This window comes from Agromyces intestinalis (genome assembly GCF_008365295.1).
GTDB lineage: Bacteria > Actinomycetota > Actinomycetes > Actinomycetales > Microbacteriaceae > Agromyces > Agromyces intestinalis.
In genome coordinates this window covers 2,451,613-2,475,284 of the sequence record NZ_CP043505.1, presented here as the reverse complement: position 1 = coordinate 2,475,284, position 23,672 = coordinate 2,451,613, and the positions used below count along the sequence as shown (strand labels likewise).

25 protein-coding genes and 1 pseudogene are annotated in these 23,672 nt (G+C 70.9%); 9 read left to right on the top strand and 17 right to left on the bottom strand.

Annotated features, from left to right (window positions below; translation table 11 throughout):
• Nucleotides 1-28: 28 nt before the first annotated feature.
• The 11 genes from FLP10_RS11290 to FLP10_RS11240 all read right to left on the bottom strand — a co-directional run bounded on the left by FLP10_RS11290 (nt 29) and on the right by FLP10_RS11240 (nt 9,937).
• A complete protein-coding gene (locus tag FLP10_RS11290) occupies nt 29-1,267 on the bottom strand; it encodes an MFS transporter (protein ID WP_149160953.1) in 1,239 nt (412 codons plus the stop codon).
• Nucleotides 1,264-2,598 carry an NtaA/DmoA family FMN-dependent monooxygenase gene (locus tag FLP10_RS11285; protein WP_149160952.1) on the bottom strand — a complete coding sequence of 445 codons (1,335 nt, stop codon included), beginning with the start codon at nt 2,596-2,598 and terminating at the stop codon, nt 1,264-1,266. Before FLP10_RS11285 ends, FLP10_RS11290 begins: the two co-directional genes overlap by 4 nt.
• Entirely contained in the window at nt 2,595-3,245 is a 651-nt protein-coding gene (locus tag FLP10_RS11280) for a cysteine hydrolase family protein (protein ID WP_149160951.1), read from the bottom strand. The genes FLP10_RS11285 and FLP10_RS11280 overlap by 4 nt, the downstream gene beginning before the upstream one ends.
• Nucleotides 3,242-4,309, bottom strand: coding sequence for an LLM class flavin-dependent oxidoreductase (locus FLP10_RS11275; protein WP_149160950.1), 1,068 nt, complete (start codon nt 4,307-4,309; stop codon nt 3,242-3,244). The genes FLP10_RS11280 and FLP10_RS11275 overlap by 4 nt, the downstream gene beginning before the upstream one ends.
• A gap of 104 nt (nt 4,310-4,413) precedes the next feature.
• The gene (locus FLP10_RS11270) at nt 4,414-5,508 is read right to left on the bottom strand and encodes an ABC transporter substrate-binding protein (protein ID WP_149160949.1); all 1,095 of its coding nucleotides are present in this window, start codon (nt 5,506-5,508) and stop codon (nt 4,414-4,416) included.
• Between the two features lie 167 nt (nt 5,509-5,675).
• Nucleotides 5,676-6,554, bottom strand: coding sequence for an ABC transporter permease (locus FLP10_RS11265; RefSeq protein WP_210418388.1), 879 nt, complete (start codon nt 6,552-6,554; stop codon nt 5,676-5,678).
• A 9-nt stretch (nt 6,555-6,563) separates the two neighbouring features.
• Nucleotides 6,564-7,403 (bottom strand): ABC transporter ATP-binding protein, encoded by an 840-nt coding sequence (locus FLP10_RS11260; RefSeq protein ID WP_149160948.1) that lies wholly within the window; start codon nt 7,401-7,403, stop codon nt 6,564-6,566.
• On the bottom strand, nt 7,400-7,924 hold the full coding sequence (locus tag FLP10_RS11255) for a flavin reductase family protein (protein ID WP_149160947.1): 525 nt from the start codon (nt 7,922-7,924) through the stop codon (nt 7,400-7,402). Before FLP10_RS11255 ends, FLP10_RS11260 begins: the two co-directional genes overlap by 4 nt.
• Nucleotides 7,921-8,460 carry an NADPH-dependent FMN reductase gene (locus FLP10_RS11250; RefSeq protein WP_149160946.1) on the bottom strand — a complete coding sequence of 180 codons (540 nt, stop codon included), beginning with the start codon at nt 8,458-8,460 and terminating at the stop codon, nt 7,921-7,923. The genes FLP10_RS11255 and FLP10_RS11250 overlap by 4 nt, the downstream gene beginning before the upstream one ends.
• A gap of 136 nt (nt 8,461-8,596) precedes the next feature.
• The gene (locus FLP10_RS11245; RefSeq protein ID WP_149160945.1) at nt 8,597-9,082 is read right to left on the bottom strand and encodes a hypothetical protein; all 486 of its coding nucleotides are present in this window, start codon (nt 9,080-9,082) and stop codon (nt 8,597-8,599) included.
• Between the two features lie 66 nt (nt 9,083-9,148).
• Nucleotides 9,149-9,937, bottom strand: coding sequence for a transglutaminase-like domain-containing protein (locus FLP10_RS11240; RefSeq protein WP_149162223.1), 789 nt, complete (start codon nt 9,935-9,937; stop codon nt 9,149-9,151).
• A 278-nt stretch (nt 9,938-10,215) separates the two neighbouring features.
• Between FLP10_RS11240 and FLP10_RS11235 the strand changes: the two genes are divergently transcribed.
• Complete coding sequence (locus FLP10_RS11235) at nt 10,216-11,256, top strand: hypothetical protein (protein WP_149160944.1); 1,041 nt, start codon at nt 10,216-10,218, stop codon at nt 11,254-11,256.
• A 209-nt stretch (nt 11,257-11,465) separates the two neighbouring features.
• On the opposite strand, the gene FLP10_RS11230 is transcribed toward FLP10_RS11235, so the two are convergent.
• Nucleotides 11,466-11,663 carry an alpha/beta fold hydrolase gene (locus FLP10_RS11230; protein ID WP_149160943.1) on the bottom strand — a complete coding sequence of 66 codons (198 nt, stop codon included), beginning with the start codon at nt 11,661-11,663 and terminating at the stop codon, nt 11,466-11,468.
• Between the two features lie 368 nt (nt 11,664-12,031).
• Nucleotides 12,032-12,694 carry a TetR/AcrR family transcriptional regulator gene (locus tag FLP10_RS11225; RefSeq protein ID WP_149160942.1) on the bottom strand — a complete coding sequence of 221 codons (663 nt, stop codon included), beginning with the start codon at nt 12,692-12,694 and terminating at the stop codon, nt 12,032-12,034.
• A 98-nt stretch (nt 12,695-12,792) separates the two neighbouring features.
• Between FLP10_RS11225 and FLP10_RS11220 the strand changes: the two genes are divergently transcribed.
• The 8 genes and pseudogenes from FLP10_RS11220 to FLP10_RS11185 all read left to right on the top strand — a co-directional run bounded on the left by FLP10_RS11220 (nt 12,793) and on the right by FLP10_RS11185 (nt 18,921).
• Nucleotides 12,793-13,611, top strand: a complete 819-nt coding sequence (locus FLP10_RS11220) for an alpha/beta hydrolase (protein WP_149160941.1) — start codon at nt 12,793-12,795, stop codon at nt 13,609-13,611.
• Nucleotides 13,612-13,645: 34 nt separating this feature from the next.
• Nucleotides 13,646-14,089, top strand: coding sequence for a cupin domain-containing protein (locus FLP10_RS11215; protein WP_149160940.1), 444 nt, complete (start codon nt 13,646-13,648; stop codon nt 14,087-14,089).
• Between the two features lie 82 nt (nt 14,090-14,171).
• Nucleotides 14,172-14,693 carry an ester cyclase gene (locus tag FLP10_RS11210; protein ID WP_210418387.1) on the top strand — a complete coding sequence of 174 codons (522 nt, stop codon included), beginning with the start codon at nt 14,172-14,174 and terminating at the stop codon, nt 14,691-14,693.
• Complete coding sequence (locus tag FLP10_RS11205) at nt 14,690-15,214, top strand: hypothetical protein (protein ID WP_149160938.1); 525 nt, start codon at nt 14,690-14,692, stop codon at nt 15,212-15,214. The genes FLP10_RS11210 and FLP10_RS11205 overlap by 4 nt, the downstream gene beginning before the upstream one ends.
• Before the next feature lie 68 nt (nt 15,215-15,282).
• Entirely contained in the window at nt 15,283-15,687 is a 405-nt protein-coding gene (locus tag FLP10_RS11200; protein ID WP_149160937.1) for an ArsR/SmtB family transcription factor, read from the top strand.
• Nucleotides 15,684-16,862, top strand: a complete 1,179-nt coding sequence (locus FLP10_RS11195) for a serine hydrolase domain-containing protein (protein ID WP_149160936.1) — start codon at nt 15,684-15,686, stop codon at nt 16,860-16,862. The genes FLP10_RS11200 and FLP10_RS11195 overlap by 4 nt, the downstream gene beginning before the upstream one ends.
• Nucleotides 16,859-18,361: pseudogene (locus FLP10_RS11190) on the top strand (MFS transporter); the annotation flags it as partial. The gene FLP10_RS11195 and the pseudogene FLP10_RS11190, both read left to right, overlap by 4 nt.
• A gap of 104 nt (nt 18,362-18,465) precedes the next feature.
• Nucleotides 18,466-18,921, top strand: coding sequence for an SRPBCC family protein (locus FLP10_RS11185; RefSeq protein WP_149160934.1), 456 nt, complete (start codon nt 18,466-18,468; stop codon nt 18,919-18,921).
• 83 nt (nt 18,922-19,004) lie between these two features.
• Here FLP10_RS11185 and FLP10_RS11180 read toward each other — a convergent pair whose 3' ends face one another.
• The 4 genes from FLP10_RS11180 to FLP10_RS11165 all read right to left on the bottom strand — a co-directional run bounded on the left by FLP10_RS11180 (nt 19,005) and on the right by FLP10_RS11165 (nt 23,524).
• A complete protein-coding gene (locus FLP10_RS11180) occupies nt 19,005-20,753 on the bottom strand; it encodes an Ig-like domain-containing protein (protein ID WP_149160933.1) in 1,749 nt (582 codons plus the stop codon).
• Nucleotides 20,754-20,969: 216 nt separating this feature from the next.
• Nucleotides 20,970-22,154 (bottom strand): fumarylacetoacetate hydrolase family protein, encoded by a 1,185-nt coding sequence (locus tag FLP10_RS11175; RefSeq protein WP_149160932.1) that lies wholly within the window; start codon nt 22,152-22,154, stop codon nt 20,970-20,972.
• 114 nt (nt 22,155-22,268) lie between these two features.
• The gene (locus FLP10_RS11170) at nt 22,269-22,661 is read right to left on the bottom strand and encodes a hypothetical protein (RefSeq protein ID WP_149160931.1); all 393 of its coding nucleotides are present in this window, start codon (nt 22,659-22,661) and stop codon (nt 22,269-22,271) included.
• A gap of 368 nt (nt 22,662-23,029) precedes the next feature.
• Nucleotides 23,030-23,524 carry an 8-oxo-dGTP diphosphatase gene (locus tag FLP10_RS11165; protein WP_149160930.1) on the bottom strand — a complete coding sequence of 165 codons (495 nt, stop codon included), beginning with the start codon at nt 23,522-23,524 and terminating at the stop codon, nt 23,030-23,032.
• Between the last annotated feature and the right edge of the window lie 148 nt (nt 23,525-23,672).

Here is a 23,672-nt window from a genome sequence, read left to right as displayed (position 1 = left end):
GGCACGCCGGCTGTCGCGCGGATGCCCCTCACGTCGCCGCGGGCACGGATGCCGCGGGCCCCTGCCGCAGCACGACGACGCCGAACCATCCGATCAGCGCCGCGAGCACGGCAGCGACCACGCCGAGCGCGATCGACACGTCGAAGCGCTCGGCGAGCCAGAAGGCGGCGAGCGGTCCGGCGGCGGCACCGACATCGCCCGCGGTGCGCGTGACGCCCACCACGAATCCCGAACGGGTTCCGGGGAACGCCTCGGCGGTGACGACGCCCGGCACCACGTTCGCGACGCTCGTCGCCACGGCGTAGCCCACGATCGCGGCCGTGAACCCGATCGGCTCGGCCGCCAATCCGAACGCGACGACGGCGAGCGCCGCACCGATGCCGCTCACCGCGATGACCGCGGTACGCGCGCCGCGGTCGACCGCCCGACCGACGAAGGGCAGCGCGACCATGCTGAGCACGGTGCCGGCGCCGAGCGCCAGTCCGAGTCCGAGCGGGTCGAGCCCGCCCTGTTCGTAGGCGAGCACGGGCACGAGCCCCTGTTCGATGCCGAATCGCGCGAAGAACAGTGCGAACGAGACGGCCGCGAGCGCCACGACGAGGGCGAGATCTGCGGTCCGATCGCCCCGCGGGACGGGCGGTCGGCCGGCCGGGGCCGAGGCGCGTTCGAACGACGACCAGTAGGCGCGGGCCGGCCGGATCACGTCGATGATCGTCACGAGCAGCACCGGCACCGCGGCCGCGGCGAACGCGGCAGCGACGCCGGCGAACGCGACGACCGCGCCGCCCAGCGTCGCTCCGACCGCGGCCGCGCTCATCTGCACGACGGTGGCCACGGCGACCACACGGCCGCGGCGGGCCGAGGGCGCACCCGCGAGCAGCACCGAGAAGCCGACCGTCACCGCGGCACCGCCGAGCACGCCCGCGACGAGCCGCGCGACCACGAGCAGGGCCGGGTCCGTGACCAATCCGGTCGCGGCGGTGACCGCGGTGAGCAGCAGGCAGGTCGCGAGCATGAGCGCCCGCGGAGGGACGCCCCGCAGCGCCAGCCCGGCGGGGATGTTGACGAGCACCCGGCCGATCGCGAACGCCGCGATCACCGGCCCGAGCACCGCGGTCGGCAGTTGCTGGTCGGCCACCATGATCGGCAGCACGGGGACGACCGCGCCCCAGGTCATCTGCGCGGTGGCGATGAAGGCGCAGATGAGCAGGGTCGGCGCCCAGCCGGGGGCTTCCGCGGTGCGGGTGGACGGAGTCGTGCGTGTCACGCCGCGAGGTTCTCGCGGAGGGTTCGCGCCGGGTAGGCAGGAGCGAGCGCACCGCGGCGGCGCAGCTCGGGTGCGAGCAGCTCGCCGATGTCGTCGAGACCCGACGGGGTCGGCAACGGCGTCGAGAACATGTATCCGCCGCGCGAGCCGGTCGCCGCGAAGTTCTCCTCGAGCAGGTCGGCGATGCGGCCGGGTGCCCCGCAGAGGGTGTGGTCGAGCCCGGTGGCGCTGCGCCATCCGTGTTCGAAGAACTCGGCGCGAGACATCCGGTGATCCTGTCCGTACTCGTCCACCAGCGCGCCGACGAGCCCGCCCGGGCTCGCGTGTGCGGCGACGATCCGCTCCGACAGGTCGCCGAGCCGGAACGTCGGCGGCAGCTCCGAGAAGTCGAAGCCGGCATTGTGCGAGAGGTAGGCGCCCACCGCGTCCTCGCTCCAGAACTCGAGCACCTCGGCCTTGCGCGCCTCGGCCTCGGCCTCGGTGCGTCCGACGATGACCTGCGTCGCCCAGAGAATGCCGACCCCCGACGGGTCGCGCCCCTCGGCGGTCAGCGCCTCGTCGAGCATCCGCCGATGGCGCTGCTGGCCCGCCACGGAGCCGCCGAAGCCGAAGATGAGGTCGGCGAACTTCGCCGACGTCGCGATGCCGCGAGGCGAGTTGCCCGCCTGCACGAGCACCGGATGCCGTTGCGGACTCGGCATGCTCGAGAGCGGCCCCTTGACCCGGAAGTACGCTCCCGCGTGATCGATCGGGCTGATGAGCTCGGGGTCGGCGAAGCGCCCGGTCTCGCGGTCCATCACGATCGCCTCGGGGGGCACCGAGTCCCAGAGCGCCTTGCAGACGTCGATGAACTCCTCCATGCGCTCGTAGCGGCGATCGTGCTCGAGCAGTTCGTCGAATCCGTAGTTGGCAGCGTCGGCGAGCCGCGTCGAGGCGACGACGTTGAACGCGATGCGCCCACCGGACACGTGATCGAGCGAGTTCAGCAGTCGCGCCACATAGAACGGATGCATGAACGTCGAGGAATACGTGAGGCCGAACCCGATGCGCTCGGTGACCGCGGCCATCGCGGCGATGAAGGGGCTCATGTCCTGGCGAGGCCACTGCACCCCCCACTCGACGGCGGGCGCGATCGACCCGCGCCAGGTGTCGGGGATGCCGCTGCCGTCGCCGAAGAACAGCAGATCGATGCCGGCGCGCTCGGCGCTGATCGCGAGCTCCTGGAACATGCGCACGTCGGGAAACGTGCGACCGACCCAGGATCCGGGCCGCGCCCACCGGCCCTCGGTGTGGGTGAACGAGAGGTCGTAGGCCAGGTGCATGCCGCTCATCGCACGGCCTCCCATCGTTCGCGCACTTCGTCGACCGTGGCGAGCACGCCGACGTTCAGCGCCAGCTGCTCGAGGGCGTGCGCGTGCAGGTCCACGTCGTACGCGGCGGTCGCATCGGTCGCGACGACGACCGGCCAACCGAGCTGGATCGCGTCGGTCGCGGTGGCGGCGACGCAGCACTCGGTCGTGAGGCCCGCGACGGTCACCCAGCGGACGCCGGATGCCTCGAGTCGAGCGCCGAGGTCGGTGCCGAGGAACCCGCTGTACCCGCGCTTGACGATGCGCGCTTCGCCCTCGCTCGGGCGAAGCCGATACCACTCCGCGCCGGGCGTGCCGATCACGCAGGGCTCGTCGGCCGAGAGCGGCGCATCGAGGTCGCCGGCGCGGAGCCACGCGCTCGCCCGCCATGGCGAGCCGGGATCGGTGCCGAGTTCGACCCAGAACACCGGCACGCCGGCTGCACGCGCGGTATCGACGAGACGCGCCGATGCGTCGACGGCCGCCGCGACGGACCGCCCTGCGGCATCGTCGAGTTCGTAGGGCGCGAGGAACTCGGGGTCGCCGAACGATCGCTGCACGTCGACGACGAGCAGCGCGGCGCCGTCGGCGGTGAGCCCGCCGAGCTGTCGTTCGCGCAGGGCGCTCATGCGGCGATGCTCTCGGACTCGGCCGCTCGCAGCACCGGCAGCACCGACTCCCCGAACACGGGCATGTCCTCGAGATAGTCGGGGAAGATGAGCATGAGCCCGTCGAGCTCGGCGGTCTCGAGCACGGACTGGATGCGCTCGGCGACGGTCGCGGCGTCGCCGGCCACGTACGGCGTCTGGAACGCCTCCTCACCCTTGGCGCCCTCGGCCCACGACAGAGCGCGTTTGTCGTCCCATCCCCACGAGCGGCGCATGTTGCCGAGCGCGGTGCGGTCGAGGCCTTCGCCGTAGCGGATGACTCGTGCCTCCGCCGCGGCATCCGTCTCGTCCTGCACGATCGTGAGCATCGAGTAGGTGCGCACCTCGCGCCCGGCCGCTGCGGCCTTCTCGTGGACGTCGCGCGACAGGTCGCGCATCTCATCGAGGCTCTCGGCGCCGAGGAAGGCGCCGTCCGCGAACGCGGCCTGGAAGGCGCGGCCCTGGGGCGACCTGCCGGCGCTGATGATCGTCGGCCGCGGGTCGGGGTGCGGTCGCGACTCGCAGTCCTCGAGCGTGAAGAACTCACCGTGCATCGTCACCGACGGCTCGCTCCACAGGCGCAGCACGGCGCGCGTCCATTCCTCGGTCATCCGGTAGCGAGCGTCCTTCGACATCTCGGCGTCCCAGATCCCCATCTGCTCGAACTCGTCCGCGTACGCGCCGTTCACGATGTTCATGCCCGCGCGCCCGCGGCTGATCTGCTGGAGCGTGGTGAAGACCTTCGCCGCGAACGCGGGGTGCTGCATGTTCGCGTGCACGGTGGCCCAGATCTTCACGCGCTCGGTGGCCTCGGCGATGCCGGCCATCATCGTCATCGACTCGATGGTCTCGCCCCAGTGGTCGGTCGAGCCGCCGAAACCGCGCCACTTCGCCATCGCCATGACGAAGTCGAGTCCGATCCGCTCGGCGACGAGTGCGACCGAGCGGTTGTAGTCGTAGCTCGCCGGCGGGTACGGGGCCGTGGTCGAGATGAGCCAGCCGCCTGCCGCGTTGGGCAGGAACACGCCGTAGTCCTTGTGCTGCATGGGTCCGTTCCTTCGGTTCGGGGTGGTGCTGGGTGGCCGGGCGGCGGTGGGTCGGGGCTGGGGGCCCGCCGCCCGGCCGGCATGGGAGCCGCGGGTGCGGCCGTCTACGGCGCGGGCCAGACGACCTCGCCGTCGGCCGAGATCGCCTCGACGTACGACGGGTCGAAGAACGCGTTGGCCTCGTCGGCGGTCAGCGGCGTCGTGAGCAGGCCGTAGGTGTCGAGCATCTCGGCAAGTGCGGCGATGTTGTCGGGGTCGATCGCGCCCAGGTCGGCCCCGGCGGGCCGGGTGTCGGCGATGATGCCGACCTCGGTGTTCCAGATCGCGACGTTGTGATCGACGTCGTACCCCTCGCCCGAGATCTCGGCGGCGTAGCCGACGCACTCCTCGGCGTTGTCGGCGCAGTACTCGAACGCGTGGAACGCCGCACGCAGGAAGTCCTCGACCACGGTGGGGTGCTCCGCGGCGAACTCGGGGTTCGCGGCGAGCGCGCCGAGCGATCCGGGCACGCCGTAGTCATACGGACGCCACACGGTCACCTCGTCGCCGGATGCCGCAAGCAGGTTCGGCTCGTTCGAGATGAACCCGGTCAGCGAGTCGACCTGTCCGCGGGGCAGCACGCTCGGGTCGTAGCCGACCGTGACCTGCTGGATGCTGTCGACGTCGACGCCTGCGTTGTCGAGCATGGCGTGGACACCCGAAGGCAGCGCGCCCTTCTGGCCCAGGATGGTGCCGTCGAGTTGGGTGAGGTCGGTGATCTCGGGCCCGGTCATGAGGATCTCGAGTCCCACATTGGAATACGACGAGATGCCGACCAGCTCGATGCCGTTGTCCTGCGCGGCCAGCAGGTCCTGCTGGCTCACGGCCGTGAACTGCACCTGGTCGCTCGCGACGAGCTGCGTGTTCTGGCCGGTGTCACCGGTGCCGGGCTGGATCTCGAGGTCGATGCAGACGTCGTCGAAGTAGCCGAGCTGTTCGGCCGCCAGGATCTCGAGGATGGACGCGGATGCCTGGTACTGGTACCCCGTGAGGTAGGTGATGGTGCCTGCGGCCTGGTTCTCGGCGCAGCGCTCGGCGGAGATCGCACCGCCGACGGCGGTGGCCGGTTCCGCGGCGGCGGCGCATCCGGTCAGTGCGGCGAGGGTGGCGCCGAGGCCGGCGAGGGCGACGGCCGATCGAAGGGCGGAACGCTGGGACATGGGTCCTCCTGGGGGACTCGGAAGGGTGCGGCGATCACCCGCAGGCGCGATGCCTCGGGGTGGATGCTGCGGGGCTGTGAGTGCGGTGCGGTGATGGGTGCGGTGTTGCGGGGGAGGTTGGTGCGCGGACGAGGAACGAGGTCGGGCTGGAGGCGAGGTGGGGCGAGTCAGTCGGCGCGATCGGCGTGCGTGTCGTGCCAGTGCAACGCGCGCCGCTCGACCGCGGTCACGATCGCGAGCAACGCCGTGCCCATGAGCGCGAGGATGAAGATCGACGCGTAGATGACGGACAGCTGGTTGTTGCTGCTGGCGAGGCTGATGGTCGTGCCGAGGCCCTTGGAAGCCCCGGGTGCGAACATCTCGGCCACGACCGCGCCGACGACCGAGAGCGGGAAGACGATGCGCAGGGCGGCGAACAGGTACGGCAGCGCGTTCGGAACGCGCAGGTGCCGGAGCAGTTCGATCCGCGACGCGTGGACGGTGCGGTAGAACTGCAGCACGGGCTGCGGCACCGACCGGAGTCCGACCGACAGGTTGATCAGGATCGGGAAGAAGCAGATCAGAGCGGTCACGATCAGCTTCGGTTCGGGGCCGAAGCCGAACGCGACGACCAGCGCCGGCGCGATCGCGACGAGCGGCGTGACGTTGAGCACGACCGCGACGGGCATGATGGCCCGTTTCACGAGGGGCAGCTCGCTGACGAGCACGGCGAGCACCGATGACGCGACGAAGGCGATCACCAGGCCGAGCAGTGCCTCCTGCAGGGTGATCCACGCGTTCTCGAGGTAGAACAGCGGATTGCCCGTGAGGGTGGCGGCGATCGATCCGAGGTGCGGAAGCAGGTAGGGCATCTGCGTCGCGCCGAGCTCCCAGAGGGCGCCGAGCGCGATGAGCATGACGGTGATCGGCAGCCATCGGCTCGGGCGGAGTGCGGCGGGAAGCGAGCGGCGGCGGGTCCGCGCCGCCGTCGTCGCGGGTGCCGATGCGGCGCGGTCCGCGACGGTGACCGGATCGGAGAGGCCGGGGGTGGCATCGAGCGTGGTCATCTGCGGCTCCTAGGCGGCGTGGGCGGTCGGGCGATCGCGCCATGCGGACTGCAGGCGGTCGCGGATCAGGTCTTCGAAGTGGTGGAAGTCGGCGGTCTTGAGCTGCGCCGCGCCGCGCGGACGCGGCAGGTCGATGTCGATGACGTCGACGATCCGCCCGGGCTTCGGGGCCATGACCACGACGGTGTCGGACAGGCGCACGGCCTCGGTCACCGAGTGGGTGACGAACATCACGGTGGTCGTGATCTCGTCCCACAGGTCGAGCAGCTGCTCCTGCAGGCTCTCGCGGGTGAACTCGTCGAGGGCCGAGAACGGCTCGTCCATCAACAGCACCTCGGGTTGCAGCCCGAGCGCGCGCACGATCGCGACGCGCTGCTGCATCCCGCCCGACAACTGCGCCGGAAGCCGGTGCATCGCCTCGCCGAGGCCGACCTCGCGCAGCAGCCGCGGCAGGTCGGGGGCGGTACGCCCGTCGGGAGCATGGCGGAGCCGCCGCCGACCGGCACCGCGGTTGACGCGCTGCGGAAGCGTGACGTTCTGCAGCACGTCGAGCCAGGGCAGCAGGGCGGGCGTTTGCGGCACGAACCCGACGAGCTTCTGCGCGCAGGCCTCCTCGGGCGATGTCCCGCGGATCTCGACCGTGCCGGAGTCGGCGCGTTCGAGACTCGCGACGAGCCGCAGCAGGGTGGACTTGCCGCACCCCGACGGGCCGATGACGCTGACGAACCGCCCGGCCGGGATCTCGAGGTCGACCCCGTCGAGTGCGACCAGCGCACCCGGCCCGGTGCCGTAGACCTTGCGGGCACCTGCGAGGCGGATGGCGGGCTCGGTGGTGGCGGGTGTGCTCACAGCAGCCTCCTGAATGTTCGGTTGTGGTAGACGAGCGGTTCCTTGCGGTCGAAGACGACGTCGTCGACCGCGATCAGCAGCATGAGGTGATCGCCCGCGGGCCACCGTTGGTCGATCCGCCCGATGAGCGAGGCCATCGCGCCTGCGACGACGGGGAGGTGGGGATGTCGCGGGTCGAGGTCGATGCCGGCGAACTTATCGGCGCCCTTGGTCGCGAACCGGCGCGCGAGCTCCCCTTGACCGTCGGCGAGCACGTTCACGGCGACGTGCTCGGTCTCGGCGAAGGCGCCGTAGCAGGTCGCCGAGTTCGCGAGGAACACCGTCACGAGCGGCGGATCGCTCGACACGGCGGCGAAGCTGTTGGCGGTGAACCCGTGGTGGCCGCCGTCGTGCGTGGTCGTCACGAGCGTCACCGAGGTCGCCATGTGCCCGAGCGCGCGGCGCAGCGGGTTGTCGGGCTCGCTCGAGGTCGATCCCGAAGTCGCTGGCACCGCGACCTGACGGTCCTCGACCACGCTCACGCGATCACCCCCTCGGCGAGGGTCGCCGCGATGAGTCGCCGGCGTGCGTCGACCCAGGCGCCGAACCGCTCGCCGCGCGCGATCGCGTCGGCGACCTCGGACTCGAGCATCGCGAGCCGGCCGAACGGCGTCTCGGCGCCGACCTCGTGCAAGAGGGGCCGGAGGTGGATGTCGGCGACGAGCGTCGTGTGGGCGGGCGAGCCCGCGACCACGAAGGGGATCGCGGCGACGCCCTCGAGGGAACTCGGCCCGTAGCCGTCGAGGAACGCCTTCAGCAGGCCCGTGTACGAGCCCTTGTATGCGGGCGTCGCGACGACGAGCACGCTCGCGGCGGCCACGGTCGCGCGGGCCGCGACGGTGCGCGGGTCGCTCGGGTCGAGCACGGCGCCGCCGAGCTCGGCGAGTTCGACGACGACCGGCTCGGCGATCGCCGCGAGGCCCGAGGCATCCGCGATGCGCTCGGCCAGGTCGACGGCCGCGGCGCTCGTCTTCGACGGGGTTCTCGGGTTGCCCGACAGGACCACGAGTGATGGCATGGAATCCTCCACGATCTCGAACAGCGAATCGATGTCTGGAGAGCGTGCGAGGCGAATCGGTGACGATGTGCCTCACGGAATTCCAACTGGCCTCGAGCGTAGGAAGGCGACGTTTCAGGAGCATCCCCGACGCGTTTCATTCCTGTGAACTCCCGGCCGGATGCCCCGCGACCGCCCAGTCGGGCATCGTCGACCCGAACAGACCGCTGAGGGACGCGTCGTCGTGGAAGACGACCACGTCGATGCCGAGGTCGGCACACGCAAGGGTGACCCAGTTCGACGGGGTGAACGCCTGGGTCGCAGTGCCGCTCACGCACAGCGCGAGCCGCGCGTCGGGCAGCAGTCGACCGAGCCAGGCGAGCTTGAACAGGTTCGCGCTCACCCGATTGCGGTGCACCGACTTGAACTCGCCCTGGTTGGCGACGAACTGCGCGAAGAAGCGGCCTCCGGGATCAGCCGCCTCGACCTCGAAGCGGGTGCCGCCCTCGATCGTGATCGTGACGGGCACGAGCGCGGAGCCGAGCGATGCCGAGAGCGACCCCAGCATCGCGTGCTCGGTGCTGTCGGGCGCGAACCGCAGCCGCGCCGTCTCGATGTCCATGCGTCGCGACCGGGCCTCCATGTCGGCAGCGTAGGCAGGCCGTGTTTCCGAGCGGTTTCCGTCGTGTGCACGACGACGGATGGTCGCTCACCCCAGCTCGACGAACTCGGTGAGGTCGTCGTCGGGCAGCACGTCGGCCACGGCCGACACCTCGACCGAGTCGAGCACCACGGCACCGCCGTAGGAGCTCAGGAACGCCGTGTCGGCCGCGTCGCGCCCGGTCGAGATGCGCACCAGCGTCGAGCGCGGTGCGAGCGCCGTGGCATCCACGACGCGCCAGGCGCCGTCGACGTGGGCCTCGGCCACCGCGTGGAAGTCCATCGGGTCGAGCCCGGGCGCGTACACCGCGGCGAGCCGGGCCGGTACGCCGAGCGCGCGCAGCAGCGCGATCACGAGGTGCGCGTAGTCGCGGCACACGCCCTGCCGTGAGAGCAGGGTCTGCACGGCGCCGTCGGTGGGCCCGCTCGATCCGGGCACGTACGCGAGGCGCGTGCCGACCCACGACGAGACGCCGTCGAGCAGCGCGGCACCCTCGAGTCCGCCGAACTCGGCGGCGGCGGTCGCGGCCAGCGTGTCGGATTCGCAGTATCGACTCGGGCGCAGGTAGGCGAGCAGGTCGACCTCGGATGCCACGGCCGGCGCCGCTCGGCCGTCGACGGTCGCCGTGTACGAGACGGTCAGCTCCCCGGGTGACGCGTCGACGACGTGGATGCGGCTGCCCGTGGCATCCGTCAGTTCGGTCGCGGCGACCGGCCGACCTGCCGACCGCAGCTCGAGACGCTCGACGGATGCCTCGCCTGAGACCGCGACCATGAAGGCGAGCCGCGCGGGCTCGGCCACGCGCAGCACGAGTTCGGCGGAGACGTGTCGTTGCATGGCGAACCCCGGTTCGTCGTCATCGGGTGGAGCCGTGCCGAACGGCACCGCACCAGTCTCGCGGTCGGAGACGCGGCGCGCCATGGGTCGGTCGTTCGCATCGGCCGGATGACCCGTCGAGTGCCGCACGACTGCGCATCGCTGGCGACACCTGGCGGCGGCGCGACTCCGACTCCCTGACCTGGCGTTGCGCGGGACCCGTACCCCGGAAGGGGGCGCGCCGGCGCGTAGCCCTGAGGCGGATCCGCTGAATAGTCTGTGATTCGATTGGGGGTCGGATGGAGATCAGAGGCGTTCGAAGCCCCGGCAAGGCCGCCATCGGTGCGCTCCTGTTCGTGTTCGCTCTCGTCCTCTTCGGTTTCGCCATCAGCCCGAGTGCACCACCTCCCACCAACTCACGCGTCATCGCGGCTGGTTTTCCGGTGGGCAGCGCGGTCTCTCAGCTGTTCGTCTGGGGTGAGCACCTCGACCCGATCAGGCGACACAACGCGCGCGACGTGGACCCCGAGGCCGAGCGGGTGTTCCGACTCCACGTCGTGGTCTCCCAGTCTCCGGTGGGCGAGCCGCCGATCGCGAGCAGCCTCTACCTCGTCGGCATCACGTCGGACCAGGTGTTCCGTTGCGGAGACGCCGACGAGAATACGCCCGCGCCCGTGTACACCCAGACGGAGTTCGATCTCATCGAGCCGGTCGCCCAGCGCGCGGTGCTCGACTACTTCACCGATCCCGAACGGCACGGCGACGTCATCGACTCGCCGTCATGGGATGCCGGGGAGTCCATCTCAGATGACGACGCCAAGAAGGCGGCCCGGCGAGCGAGCATCGTGAAGGTCACGGGAACCCCCGTCGCAGCCACCGTGACCGCCGACGGGGGCGAGAAACAGGTCGTTCGTCAGCGCTACTCCTGCGACCTCGCCGCTGAGATCGCGTGGTCGGTGGACGGCTTCTGGCCGCTGCCCGACCGGCGCATCTACTACCAGTTCCCCGCGATCAGCGCACGATCCGAGGGCGTCGCCGACCGCACCTACGTCGAGGTTTCGAGCCAGCACCTGTTCGACCGGAAGATCGGGGAGTTCGCTGTGCGATCCGAACTCGGGCAGTCGGCACGGGACAACGGCCAGCTCTACCTCGACACGAGTTCGAACGGCACCGAGGCGGGCGAGGCCGGGCAGCAACTGCGCCGGGTGGCGGTCGAGTTCACGCCGCAGGCCTGGACGACGGCGACGCAGGCCGCCCTGTTCCTCGCAGGAATCCTGGCGTCTCTCGCCACGACGCTCATCGTGGGCGGCCTGTCGCCGCTGCGGCTCCACGTCACGTAGCGGCCTGCGAGCCCACTGCGGAAAGTCCGGAGACCGTCACCGGCTTCCCGAGAGCACACATCAGTCGGCGCGGTCTTGTCGGGAGTGAGCTCGCCCGGTCGGCCCTCGAGGTTGACGCGACGCGGGCGCCGTCTCCCCCTGGAGCACAGTGTCCACCGAGCAGCCGGCGGGCAGAAGCAGACACGCGCCCGCCGCTTCCCGACCCAGGATCAGCCCTCGGTCCAGAACCCGACGATCAGCTCGGCGACCGCCTCCGGCTGTTCCAGCGAGACGAGCGTGCTCGCCCCGGCGATGTCCGCCCGTTTCGCTTCGGCGATGAGGGTGGCAGCGGCATCTGCACCTTCGCTCGTCCACTCGGCTCGCTCCGTGCCGTGCACGATCAGTGTCGGCACCCCGATGTCGGGCAACTCCGTACCCCGGAAGGGGGCGCGCCGGAGGGCCGGTAGGCGTCGAGGCTGCCGCGGAGCTCGCCGAGGCGTATCCCCGAACGCAGGTCACGCTCATCGCTCCGCGAGGAGTGCTGCCGGCCTGGCGTCCTGCCGCGAGTCGGCGGATCGAAAGGGAACTGCGACGACTCGGCGTCGCGGAGATCGTGCGCGACCGTGTCACGGCCGGGACCGAGCACGGCGTCGAGACCCTCCGAAACGTTCGGCACCGAGGCGAGATCGTGCTCTGGGCGAACCCGATCACCCGCACTCGTCGAAGGTTGCCAGGAAGCGAGGGCGCTATCGGTTTCGCGACCGGCCCAGATCGCGGTGCGGGCGCCGATCGTCGTTCATGAGTCGCGTGAAGGCGTCGCGGGACGGTCCTGCACGGGCAGCAGCGCCCGGATGAGCATCTCCGCCAGCCATTGCTCGTAACGATCCCACGACCACTTGCGCTGTCCGGTGAGTTTGAAGCCGATCTCCCAGCTCATGATCGACCAGAGGGTATCTGTCGCGTCCTCGGTGTTCAGCCCGGGGCGCAATTCGAATCGGTCGGTCAGCCTGCCGACGAGGTATTCGGCGCCCGCGAACCGCTGGCGCTCGATGATCCGGGCCAGCTTGCCGACGTCGGGGATGCCCGACTCCCCGAGGATGACCGCGACGATCGGAGCCGTCCGCGAGACGGTCGCCGCGCCGATCGCTGCGTAGCGCGCGAGCATTTCGGCCGCGGTCGGCGCATCGAGCATCGCCAGGTACGCCGGGCTGTCACGGAGCGGCTGTTCGTCGTCCCCGCGGATGGCGAGGGTGTAGGCCGCCGCGAGCAACGCCCGCTTGTTCCCGAAGCCGTTGTAGACGGTCTGCGCGCTGACTCCGGCGCGCTCGGCGATCGCCGTGACGGTGGTTCCCGAGTAGCCGAGCTCACTGAAGGCGTCGAGCGCCGCCCGCACGATCCGCGCCTTGCCGAGGGCTGCCTGATCGGCCCGCAACGTGCTCCGGTAGCCCTGCGTTGACATATCACTCCTCTTAGGGTCATGCTATTTTGACTTGAGTAACACTACAAACTCGATCGTTTGACTCAAGCGAATGTTCGAATTCAAGCACAGGAGCAACCATGAAGAGCCGATCGACACTCGCCGCGCCGGAGCGGCCGACGTCCGGAACGGTCACCGTGAACGGCACGACGCTGTACTACGAACGACGGGGAAACGGGGCTCCCCTCCTTCTCGTCCACGGCGCGGGAGAGGATGCGGGCATGCTCGCCGACCAGGCCGCCGGATTCGCCGCAGTCGGCTACGACGTCGTCACCTACGATCGCCGCGGAACCGGTGCATCCGGTCGCGAGGATTGGCCCGAAGCCGGCGCGGCCCAGCATGCCGACGACGCGCACGCGCTCCTCGGCGCACTGGACCTCGGGCCCACGACCGTCGTCGGACTCAGCTCGGGCGGCGTCATCGGGCTCTCGCTCGCGGAGCGCCACCCCGAGACGGTCGCACGGTTGATCGCGTGGGAGCCGCCGGCGGTTGGAGTGGTCTTCGGGGGTGCCGCGATGACCGCGGAGGTCATGGCGCCGATCGAAGCACACTTGGCCGAGCATCCCGGCGACTACATCGGAGCACAGGCGATCCTGCTGACCTACGTCCTCGGGTTCCCGGTCACGACAGACGATCCCGCGTTCGAGCCCGCTCGAAGGAACGCCGAGTCGATGATCCGCGACGACCCGACGATCACGCTCCAGCCTTTCGACGCCGGATCCTTCGTGGGCCGCGATATCACGCTCGCCATCGGAGACCAGCCGAACGGCATTGTGGCCGCAGCATCCGACTCGCTCCAGGCCTTGGGCGATCTCAAGCTCGTGCAGGTCGCCGCCCGGCACAACGTGTACTTCGAAGACCCGCGCGTACTCGCGGGAATCGTGGGCGAGCCACGCTGATCGCCGACTGGACCCGATGAACCGAGAGGACACCATGACCATCACGACGGAGCACCACCTCGCGCCGGCGAACTCGCCGAGCGACCGGGGAGCCGTCCTTCGCGCGACGCGCCTGTTCACGGATGACACGGGACGCGCACGCTTCGAGGATGTCGAGCTGACGATGCTTCCCGACCCGCCCCCGCCCGACGGCACCGCCACGTCGATGCCGATTGCCGCCTCGGCCGTCTTGTTCGCTCGAGCGGGCGCCGACACCGGCCACGAGGAGCGGCCCGAGAAGGGGCGCCAGCTCGCCATAGGCCTGGCGGGTTCGGTGCGGATCACCGCGTCCGGTGAGGTACGCGATTTCGGACCGGGCACGGTCCTGCTCATCGAGGATACGACCGGCAGCGGCCACTCCGCCGAATCCGCCGAGGGTTTCCTCGCTGCGGTGGTGATGCTGCCCGAAGACGACGCGCTGCCCGAATACCTGATCTAGGGACAACGAGCACCCCAACCGCTCTGCCCGTCACGAGAAAGGAAGAGACGCAGAAATGACTGCAACCGCAGAGAGAGCCGCCGTGCTCGATATCGCCGAGCGCTCCATCCAGGGAGTCATCGGGAACGACAGCGACGAGCTGCACGCTGTTGTTCATCCCCGAGCGGTGAACCGCGAAGCGCGCACCGAACCGCCCGCGGCCCGAGGCCGTGGCCCGCGAGCCTTCGCGGCGACGGGATCCTGGCTCGCGGCGGCATTCGATGAGCTCACGTGGGCGACGGAAGAGCACGTCATCGAGGGGGACCTGGTCGTCACCTCTGGCCGCCTGTCCGGCCGCCACACCGGCGATTTCGTCGTCTGGACCCCGGATGGGACCGTCGAGCGGGCCTTCGCCCCCACCGGGCGCATCTTCAGTGTGCGGCAGGCTCATTTCCAGCGCGTGCTCGACGGACTCGTCGTCGAGCACTGGGCGGTGCGGGACGACCAGGGCATGGCCATGCAACTCGGCTGGATACCGCCGACGATCGGCTATCTCGTCCGCTGCCAGCGCGCCACCATGCGCGCCCGGCGGGAGGCGGCGAGGTCTGGCAAGGCCTCCAGTTGACGATATTCCTCGCATCCGTCCTCTGGGGCCTGGCCCTGGGGCTGCTGCTCTCTGCGGTCGTCGTCGGTGCGGGGCTCGTCGCCCAGGACTTCGCGCTGCACGACTATCCTCCGGCGATCCGCGAAAGGTATGGCCGTCCGCGGAGCGCACGTGGAAGGCGCGTCGCGAGAGTGGCGGTCATACTCATCGGGACCGTGCTGATCGGATGCCTCGTCGGCTGCCTGCTCACGACACGATGGATCAGCGGCGCACCACTGGACTTCGTCGTCGCCTCGCTCAGTGCCGGGATCGCGCTGCTCACATACAACGTCTGGGACTTCGTCGTCCTCGACGTCCTCGTCTTCATGCTGTGGACGCCTGCACTGGTCGTGCTGCCCGGCACCGAGGGCATGCCCGAGTACCGCGATTGGGTCTTCCACGCGATCGGTTTCGCGCGCGGTCTCGTCGTCGTCATCGTCGGCGCCGTGCTGGCGGGTGCGGCGGCCGTCGGAGTCGAGGCTGTTGCCGCGATGGTGGCGTAGCGGGCGTCGAGTGTTCGCGAGAGACATCCGCACTTGACAAACATCCGTTCGCGCGAATACTTAAGCACATGGTTAACCATTTCGAGCGACTCGACCGGGTGTTCCACGCCCTGGCCGATCCGAGTCGGCGCACCATCGTCGACCGGTTGAGCCGCGGACCGGCCTCGGTCTCACAGCTCGCCGAACCGCTCGACATGTCCCTGCCCGCCGTCATGCAGCACCTCGCGGTGCTCGAGGCGAGCGGACTCGTCCGCACCGAGAAGCTCGGCCGCGTGCGCACCTGCACGCTCGAGTCCGACGTGCTGAGCGCCGCCGAAGCGTGGATCCACGAGCGACGCACCGACTGGGTGCGCCGGCTCGACCGCCTCGGCGAACTGCTCGACGGCGACGGCGACAACGGCCGCCGACCGACCACGGACCCCACGGGCCCCACCGACCCCACCGACCCCACCGCTCCGAAGGAGCCATCATGACCGACCTGCAGCAGGACACCGATGCGCGCCTGCACCACGCCCTCCACTCGCTCGCCGAGACCGCGATCGCCGCGGGCACCGAGACCGGCGTGCAGCTCACCGTCTTCCGCGACGGGCGACTCGTCGCCGATGTCGCCGCCGGCACCGCCGAACCGCGCGGCGCCCGGCCCGTGACCCCCGACACGCTCGTCTACTCGGCCTCGACCGGCAAGGCCGTGGCCTCGACGGTCGCGCACGTGCTCGTCGAGCGCGGGCTGTTCGAGCTCGACACGCCGCTCGTCGAGTTCTGGCCCGAGTTCGGCGCGCACGGCAAGCAGGGCATCACGCTGCGGCACGTGCTCACGCACTCGGCGGGGCTGCCCGCGCTGCCGCTCGACATCACCGTCGAACAGCTCACCGACTGGGAGTGGATGTCGGCCATGCTCGCCGGCGCCGAACCCCGCTGGGCGCCCGGCGAGCGGGTCGGCTACCACGCCGGCACGTTCGGGCACCTGGTCGGCGAGTTCGTGCGGCGTGCGACGGGCCGCCCGATCTCGCAGGTGCTCGCCGACGAGGTCGCCGGCCCGCTCGGCATCGCCGACGAGCTCTACTTCGGCGTCCCCGATCGCGAACTCCCCCGCGTCGCGACGCTCGAGAACGACCCGCAGGGCCACGCGATCTTCACCTCGCTGCCCGACCAGTTCCCACTGTTCCAGGCGGCACCGCGTCAGGTCGTGCCCGATGCGGTGTTCGGCAACCGGGCCGACGTGCTCACGAGCGACCTGCCCTACCAGGGCACGATGACCGCCCGCGCGCTCGCGCGCATGTACGCGGCGCTGGTCGGCGAGGTCGACGGCGTGCGGCTGGTCTCCCCCGACCGGCTCGCCGCGCTCGCGGCGCCCGCCCTGCCGGGCGCCATCGACGAGGTCACGGGGGCTCCCGCGATCTGGTCGGTCGGGTACGCGGCCGCATGGCCGCCCGCGAGCGGGTCGGATGCCTCGGGCGACGCGGGTGTCCTCCGCGACGTCGCTCCGGGGCATCCGACCTCCTTCGGCATGGGCGGAATCGGCGGCAGCGGCGGGTGGGCCGACCCGGTCACACGCGTCGCCGTCGCGGTCACGAAGACCCGGTTCAACCCGGTCGACGCGAGCCTGATGCAGCAGGTGACCGACCTCGTCAGGGGGTGGGAGTCATGACCGAGACGGCCCAGGCCACGACCGCACCGCCGCTTGCGACCCGCCGCGAATGGATCGGGCTCGCCGTGCTCGCGCTGCCGACGCTGCTGCTCGCGATCGACGGGAGCGTGCTGTTCCTCGCGCTGCCGACCCTCAGCGCCGACCTCGACGTCGACGCGACCCAGCAGCTCTGGATCCTCGACATCTACTCGTTCCTGATCGCCGGCCTGCTCGTCACGATGGGCACCCTCGGCGACCGCATCGGGCGCCGCCGCCTGCTGCTCATCGGCGGGTCGGCGTTCGCCGCGGCATCCGTCATCGCCGCCTTCTCGGTGAGCGTCGAGATGCTGATCGTCGCACGTGCGCTGCTCGGCATCGCGGGCGCGACGCTCGCGCCCTCGACGATGGCGCTCATCCGCAACATGTTCCGCGACCCCCGGCAGATGGCCATCGCGATCGGCGTCTGGTTCACGTGCTTCATGGGCGGCATGCTGCTGGGGCCGATCGTCGGCGGCCTGCTGCTCGAGCACTTCTGGTGGGGTTCGACGTTCCTGCTCGGCGTGCCGTTCATGGTGCTGCTCGTCGTGCTCGGGCCGATCTTCCTGCCCGAGTACCGGGCCGCCGACCCCGGCCGCATCGACCTCGTCAGCGTGGCGCTGTCGCTCGCCGCGATCCTGCCGGTCGTGTGGGGGCTGAAGGAGCTCGCCCGCACCGGATGGGAGGGCACGCCCGTCGCCGCGATCGCGATCGGCGGTGCGATGGCCGCGCTCTTCGTGCGACGTCAGTCGCGCCTCGCCGACCCGCTGCTCGACCTGACGCTGTTCCGCAACCGGGTGTTCGGCACCTCGCTCGTGCTGCTGCTCGTGACCGCGGTGATCATGTCGGGCGTCTCGCTGCTGCTGGCGCTGTTCCTGCAGTCGGCGCTCGGGCTCTCACCGCTGACCGCCGGGCTCTGGCTGCTGCCCCAGGCGGTGGCCATGATCATCGGCTTCCAGGTGCCCGGCGTGCTCGCCCGCTGGTTCGCGCCGCCGGTCATCGTCACACTGGGGCTCGCGATCGCGGCAGTCGGGTTCGCGGTGCTGACCCAGGCCGGTCAGGTGGATGGTCCGGGCCTGGCGATCACCGGCTTCGTGATCGGATGCTTCGGCATCTCGCTGCCGATGACCGTGCTCACCACGCTCATGCTCGGATCCGTTCCGCCCGACAAGGCCGGCGCCGCGTCCGCCGTGAACGAGACCAGCAGCGAGTTCGGCATCGCGCTCGGCATCGCGAGCCTCGGCAGTCTCGCCGCCGTCATCTCCCGCGGTGAGCTCGCCACCTCGCTCGCGCCGTACGTGCCGGTTCCGGTGCCAGAGCACGCTGCCGAGGCAGCAGGCACCGGCATCACCGCAGCCGTCGACACCGCGGCGAGCCTGCCCGGCGAGGCTTCCGAGCTGCTCCTCGAACTCGCGCGCGCCGCCTTCACCAGCGGGCTCGCCATCACCGCCGGATTCGCGGCACTCGTGTTCCTCGCGCTCGCGACGCTCGCAGCGATCATGCTGCGCGAGCGGCGAGCCGGTGAGGCATCCGAAACCCCCGACTCGCAGACCGTCGAGACCCGACCCACCACCGAAGGAGAACTCCGATGACCGACCACGCCGTACTGCACTCGTCCTTCACGCTCGAGCGCACCTACCCGCACCCGCCCGCCCGAGTCTTCGCCGCGCTCGCCGATCGCGACCAGAAGGCGAAGTGGTTCGGCGGCGCCGGCGACCCCGACACGACCTGGGAGTTCGACTTCCGCGAGGGCGGACGCGAGCTCCAGCACGGGCCGTTCGAAGGGCGCATGTCGACCTACGACGCGATCTACCACGACATCGTCGACGACGAGCGCGTCGTCTACAGCTACACCATGGTGATCGACGGCACCCGCCTGTCGGCGTCGCTCGCCACCTTCGAGCTCTCGCCGACCGACGACGGCGGAACGCACCTGACCCTCACCGAGCAGGGCGCGTACTTCGACGATGTCGACGACCCGGCCGAACGCGAACGCGGAACCGCCGAGCTGCTCGACCTGCTGGGTGCAACGCTCGCCGACTGACCCGCCAGGGTCGGGCGGGAATCCCGTCCGACACGCGACGACGGCCCGGGCGCATCGCCCGGGCCGTCGTTCGTGCGGGGTGCCTAGCCCTGCGCGCGGCGACCGCGGAGCGCGGCGACGGCCATCGCGAGCGCGCCGAGCAGCAGGGCGATGCCGCCCGCCGCCACGGGCGCGGCGATCTCGGCGCCGGTGCTCGCGAGCTCGGCGGTGCGCTCAGCCGCCGTGGCGGCCCTCGCGACGGGGGTCGAGGTCGTCGCGGCCGGCGTCGAGTTGCCGCCCTGCGTGCCGGCATTCTCGGCAGCGGGGCCGGAGTCGCCGAGCTGCGGCTCGTCGCCGCCGGCACCCTCGCCCGAGCCGTCCGTCTCGCCCGAGTCATCCGCCTGCTCGACCGGCAGGGTGTCGTCGACGTCGCCGCCCTCATCGCCGGTGCCCGACTCGCCGTTCTCGCCCGAACCGGAACCGGGGTTCTCAGGTTCGATGACGACCGGCGCACCCGGCCCCTCGACCTCGCCCGTCTGCTCGGCCACGGCGAAGTTCAGCACGACGACCGTCACGTTGCCCGCGGCATCCTCGGCGCCCGCCTTGATCGTGTAGTCACCGGGGGCGTAGTCGGTCGGCAGCGCGAATGTGTGCGCGTACGAGGTCACGCCGAGCCCGCGCGGACTCGTCTGCGGGGTGAGCAGCGTGCCGTCGGCGCCGTACACGTTGGCGGCCAGGTAGTTCAGCCCGTGGTTGTCGGTGCCCTCGACGAGCACGGTGGTGCCGTCTTCCGAGAGGCTCGCCGAAACGCCCGGCTTGGCGGTGTCGACCGTGAGCTGGCGGGTCACGGTGTGCGACAGGCCGGCGAGGTCCTTCACGCTGGCGCGGATCGTGTACACCCCGTCGGCGAGGCCGGTCGGCAGGGTGAACGCGTCGTTCCACGACGTCGTGCCGCCGATCTTCGCCGAACCGAGGTTCTTCACCATCGTCGAGTTGGCCGCGTCGTACAGGTTCACGCCCACCGACGCGAGACCTGCGTTGTCGGTCGCCGACAGCGCGACCGAGCCGACGTTCGCCGGCTTGAACGTCGACCCTTCGGTCGGCGTGTCGATCGAGAGCACGGGACGGGTGTTGTCGACCGTGAACCGGCGGGTCACGGTGTGCGAGTTGCCCGCGAGGTCCTTAAGGCTTGCGCGCACGGTGTACACGCCCTCGGCCAGGTTCGTCGGCAGGGCGAACGAGCCCGACCACGTGGTGCCGCCCGCGATCTTCGCCGAACCGAGGTTCTTCACCATCGTCGAGTTGGCCGCGTCGTAGAGGTTCGCGGCCACGGACTCGAGACCCACGGTGTCGGTCGCCGACAGCATGACCGAGCCGACGTACGCCGAACGGAAAACCGATTCCTCGTCGGGCGTGTCGATCGACAGCACCGGGCGCGTGACATCGATGGTGAACGTGAGCGTCGCGGTCTGCGAGAGGCCCGAGACATCCTTCGCGCTGGCCCGCAGCGTGTACACGCCGGGTTCCAGGGTCTTCGGCAACGCGAACGAACCGTTCCACGAGCGGTCGCCGCCGATCTTCGACGCCGAGCCCAGGTTCTTGAGGAGCTGCGAGTTGCCCGCGTCGTACAGGTTCACGGCGACCGACGTGAGCCCGACGTTGTCGCTCGCCGACAGCTCGACCGAGCCGACGTTCGCCGGCCGGAACGCCGAGCCGGCAGTGGGCGAGTCGATCGACAGCGAGGGGCGGGTGGTGTCGGTCGTGTCGGCGAAGGCCGCGGCCGGGGTGAGGGTGCACGCGACGAGCGTCGCTGCAGCCGCGGCGGTGAGGGCACCGGTGGTGCGTCGGGTCATGGGGAGTTCCTCGGGGTTCATGTGCGCACTGCGGGATGCCGTGCGACTCGAGCAGCGTTTCCCCCCGGACGCGGCGACCGTTGCCGATCTCGACTCACGCTAACAGCGGGCGACCGGCCGATTCGGACGAACTGTGGCCCCTCTTCGCGGGCCATGCGTGTGCATGCATCGCCCGTGGCGGTCGCCCGCCGCGAGCGCCGTCGGCGGCTCTCGTCGTCAGCCCCCGAGCAGCCCCCGCCGCGCGAGGCTCGCGAAGAGGTCGGCGATGCCGAACTCCCACGGCTCGACGACCTCGCTGCGGTCGACGCGGTTGGCGAGGCATCCGAGCCGCGGTTCCGAGATGCGCACGACGTCGCCGACCTCGTGGGTGAAGCCGTGCCCGGCCTCGCCGCGATCGACGACCGGGGCGAACAGGGTGCCGAGATAGAGCACGAATCCATCGGGATACCGGTGATGGGCGCCGATCGCCTGCCCGACGAGCTCGGTCGGGTCGCGGCTGATCTCAGCGAGCGGGCTGGTCGCCGACAGCGCGAACCCGTCGGGGCCGTCGAGGTCGAGGGTGACTACGGCACCACGCACGTCGTCGAGCGAGTACGCGTCGTCGAACAGCCGCAGGAACGGCCCCACCGCCGCCGACGCATTGTTGTCCTTCGCCTTGCCGAGCAGCAGCGCCGACCGCCCCTCGACGTCGCGCAGGTTGACGTCGTTGCCGAGCGTCGCGCCCACGATCGCACCACGCGAGCTGACCGCGAGCACGAGCTCGGGTTCGGGGTTGTTCCAGCTCGACGCCGACGCGACGCCGACGTCGACGCCCGTGCCGACCGACGAGAGCACGGGCGCTTTCGTGAACAGCTCGGCGTCGGGACCGATTCCGACCTCGAGGTACTGGCTCCACAGGCCGCGGGCGACGAGCAGCTCTTTCAGGCGCATCGCCTCGGGCGAGCCGGGCACGAGGTCGGCGAGGCTGCCGCCGACGGCGGCGATCACGTCGGCGCGGATCGCCGCGGCCTGATCCTGGTCTCCGCCCGCGCGCTCCTCGATCACGCGCTCGATCATCGACACCGGGAACGTGACGCCCGCGGCCTTCACCACGTGCAGGTCGATCGGGGAGAGCAGCCACGGCTGCCCCCGATCGCGCTGACTCGGAGCGGTGTTCGCGAGGGTCTCGGCGAGCGCGGCGACGACAGGCCCGTCGGCGGCCGCGAGCGCGGCGGCGGGGTCGTCATGCTCGGTGAGCTCGCGAACCGTGGGGAACGTCTCGGTCACGTCGACCAGGTCGGTGCCGCGCACCGCGACCACGCTCGGGCCGCCCGCGGCCGGGTCCCAGACGCGCCCGACGAGCAGGGCTGCCGCGGCATCGTCGGGAAGCGTCGCCTCGGCCGTCGTGTACGGATGCTCCATCAGGATGCTCCTCTCCGCGGCGAGCCTAGCGAGCGCGTCTCGAGACGCGGCGCACCTCACCGGGTCTCGAGACGGGCGCCGGCGGCCTGCTCGACCAGCCGAGCCGGCGGCGCGTCACGCCGTGCGCAGGCGGCGCTGGTAGGCGGCGTGCCGGGCGTCGAGTCGCGCGATGCGCTCGCGCAGCCCGACGAGCAGCGCACCGGCACGCGAGCGGTCGCCCACGGTGAGCGCACCGGCCGCGGCGAGCCGCGACGCGCGCGCCGCGAGCGCCTCGGCCCGGTCGACGGTGTCGCGCCGCCACTCGCGGTACGGCGCCTCGGGGCGGCAGGCGAGCCGGTCGAAGCGGTCGTCGATGATCGCGAGGCGCAGCTCGAGCGCCAGCACGTCGGCGAGCAGGCGCCGCCGCTCGGCGGCGAGGATCGGGTCGGCCGGCGGACGCGCCGCACCGGCGACCGAACGCATCGCGACGTGGGACCGGGCGGGGATGGTGATGGGGTCGGAACTCATGTCGACTCCTCGGGGACTCCGGGACATCCCGAAGATCACGACCGTACGCACCCCCTCCGACATCGCCTGCCGGAAGGGTCCGACGGCCGCGGGGGAACTGCGGCCGCCGGACGGCTGAGAGGGACCCCGGGCGCCGGGCGGAAGGGGATGCCGAAAGGAAGTGCCACGGCGCCGCATCCGGCGGTGGATGCATCGGGGTCGGAATCGGCCGGATTCGCCATCGCAGGGTGTTGGTGTCGACGTCGCGGCCTGCAGCCAGACTATCGACGGGGGGTGGGTGTCGACTGGGCGTGGACTGCGTGAACCCTTGAGGATGTCTGGGCGAATGCCGAGCACAGCGCAGCGCAGCCGCGCCTACGTCGCGCCGCTCATGCCGCCGCCCAGTCCCCCAGCTGGCGCCGCTCGACCACCGAATCGAGGTCGTCGCCGAACACGAAGGTCGCCTCGATGCCGCCACCGCGCAGTACCCCCGGCAGCCAGTGCTGCGCGTCATCCCACATCAGGTCGAAGGGCACGTCGTCGAGGGTGATCCAGCGAGGGATGAGCTCGCGCGATTCGCGCGGCTCACCGGCGAACCGTCGGCAGCGGAACACGAGCGACTGCTGGCTCCACGCCGGCTTCGCGGGGAACAGGTAGTCGAGCGTGCCGACGTGCTCCAGATCGCGTTCGTCGACGATCAGCCCGACCTCTTCGCGCACCTCGCGCACCGCGGCCTGCCGGGGGGTCTCACCGGGCTCGATCTTGCCGCCCGGGCCGACGTGCTTGCCGACCCCCAGCCCGACCCGCTTCACCCCGAGCAGCACCTCGGTCGCGCCGCCGCGTTCGCGGAGGAGGTACACCACGCACACCTGAGGCAGTGCCATGCCGCCATGGTAGGCGACCCAGCGTCCACCCTGCGGCCGGGCGCGCGGGGCGCTCGTCTCGCGCGAAAACAGGATCAGACGCGCCAAGGGTCGCACAGAAGACGGATGACCCGGCTCATCCTGTTTTCTCGGACGGGTCGGGAGCCCA

Excerpts from the sequence above, each read along its gene's own strand:
- FLP10_RS11285 (WP_149160952.1), bottom strand. The coding sequence starts at position 2,598 with ATGAGCGGCATGCACCTGGCCTACGACCTCTCGTTCACCCACACCGAG.
- FLP10_RS11280 (WP_149160951.1), bottom strand. The coding sequence starts at position 3,245 with ATGAGCGCCCTGCGCGAACGACAGCTCGGCGGGCTCACCGCCGACGGC.
- FLP10_RS11275 (WP_149160950.1), bottom strand. The coding sequence starts at position 4,309 with ATGCAGCACAAGGACTACGGCGTGTTCCTGCCCAACGCGGCAGGCGGC.
- FLP10_RS11270 (WP_149160949.1), bottom strand. The coding sequence starts at position 5,508 with ATGTCCCAGCGTTCCGCCCTTCGATCGGCCGTCGCCCTCGCCGGCCTC.
- FLP10_RS11265 (WP_210418388.1), bottom strand. The coding sequence starts at position 6,554 with ATGACCACGCTCGATGCCACCCCCGGCCTCTCCGATCCGGTCACCGTC.
- FLP10_RS11250 (WP_149160946.1), bottom strand. The coding sequence starts at position 8,460 with ATGCCATCACTCGTGGTCCTGTCGGGCAACCCGAGAACCCCGTCGAAG.
- FLP10_RS11245 (WP_149160945.1), bottom strand. The coding sequence starts at position 9,082 with ATGGAGGCCCGGTCGCGACGCATGGACATCGAGACGGCGCGGCTGCGG.
- FLP10_RS11240 (WP_149162223.1), bottom strand. The coding sequence starts at position 9,937 with ATGCAACGACACGTCTCCGCCGAACTCGTGCTGCGCGTGGCCGAGCCC.
- FLP10_RS11235 (WP_149160944.1), top strand. The coding sequence starts at position 10,216 with ATGGAGATCAGAGGCGTTCGAAGCCCCGGCAAGGCCGCCATCGGTGCG.
- FLP10_RS11225 (WP_149160942.1), bottom strand. The coding sequence starts at position 12,694 with ATGTCAACGCAGGGCTACCGGAGCACGTTGCGGGCCGATCAGGCAGCC.
- FLP10_RS11220 (WP_149160941.1), top strand. The coding sequence starts at position 12,793 with ATGAAGAGCCGATCGACACTCGCCGCGCCGGAGCGGCCGACGTCCGGA.
- FLP10_RS11215 (WP_149160940.1), top strand. The coding sequence starts at position 13,646 with ATGACCATCACGACGGAGCACCACCTCGCGCCGGCGAACTCGCCGAGC.
- FLP10_RS11200 (WP_149160937.1), top strand. The coding sequence starts at position 15,283 with ATGGTTAACCATTTCGAGCGACTCGACCGGGTGTTCCACGCCCTGGCC.
- FLP10_RS11195 (WP_149160936.1), top strand. The coding sequence starts at position 15,684 with ATGACCGACCTGCAGCAGGACACCGATGCGCGCCTGCACCACGCCCTC.
- FLP10_RS11185 (WP_149160934.1), top strand. The coding sequence starts at position 18,466 with ATGACCGACCACGCCGTACTGCACTCGTCCTTCACGCTCGAGCGCACC.
- FLP10_RS11180 (WP_149160933.1), bottom strand. The coding sequence starts at position 20,753 with ATGACCCGACGCACCACCGGTGCCCTCACCGCCGCGGCTGCAGCGACG.
- FLP10_RS11175 (WP_149160932.1), bottom strand. The coding sequence starts at position 22,154 with ATGGAGCATCCGTACACGACGGCCGAGGCGACGCTTCCCGACGATGCC.
- FLP10_RS11170 (WP_149160931.1), bottom strand. The coding sequence starts at position 22,661 with ATGAGTTCCGACCCCATCACCATCCCCGCCCGGTCCCACGTCGCGATG.
- FLP10_RS11165 (WP_149160930.1), bottom strand. The coding sequence starts at position 23,524 with ATGGCACTGCCTCAGGTGTGCGTGGTGTACCTCCTCCGCGAACGCGGC.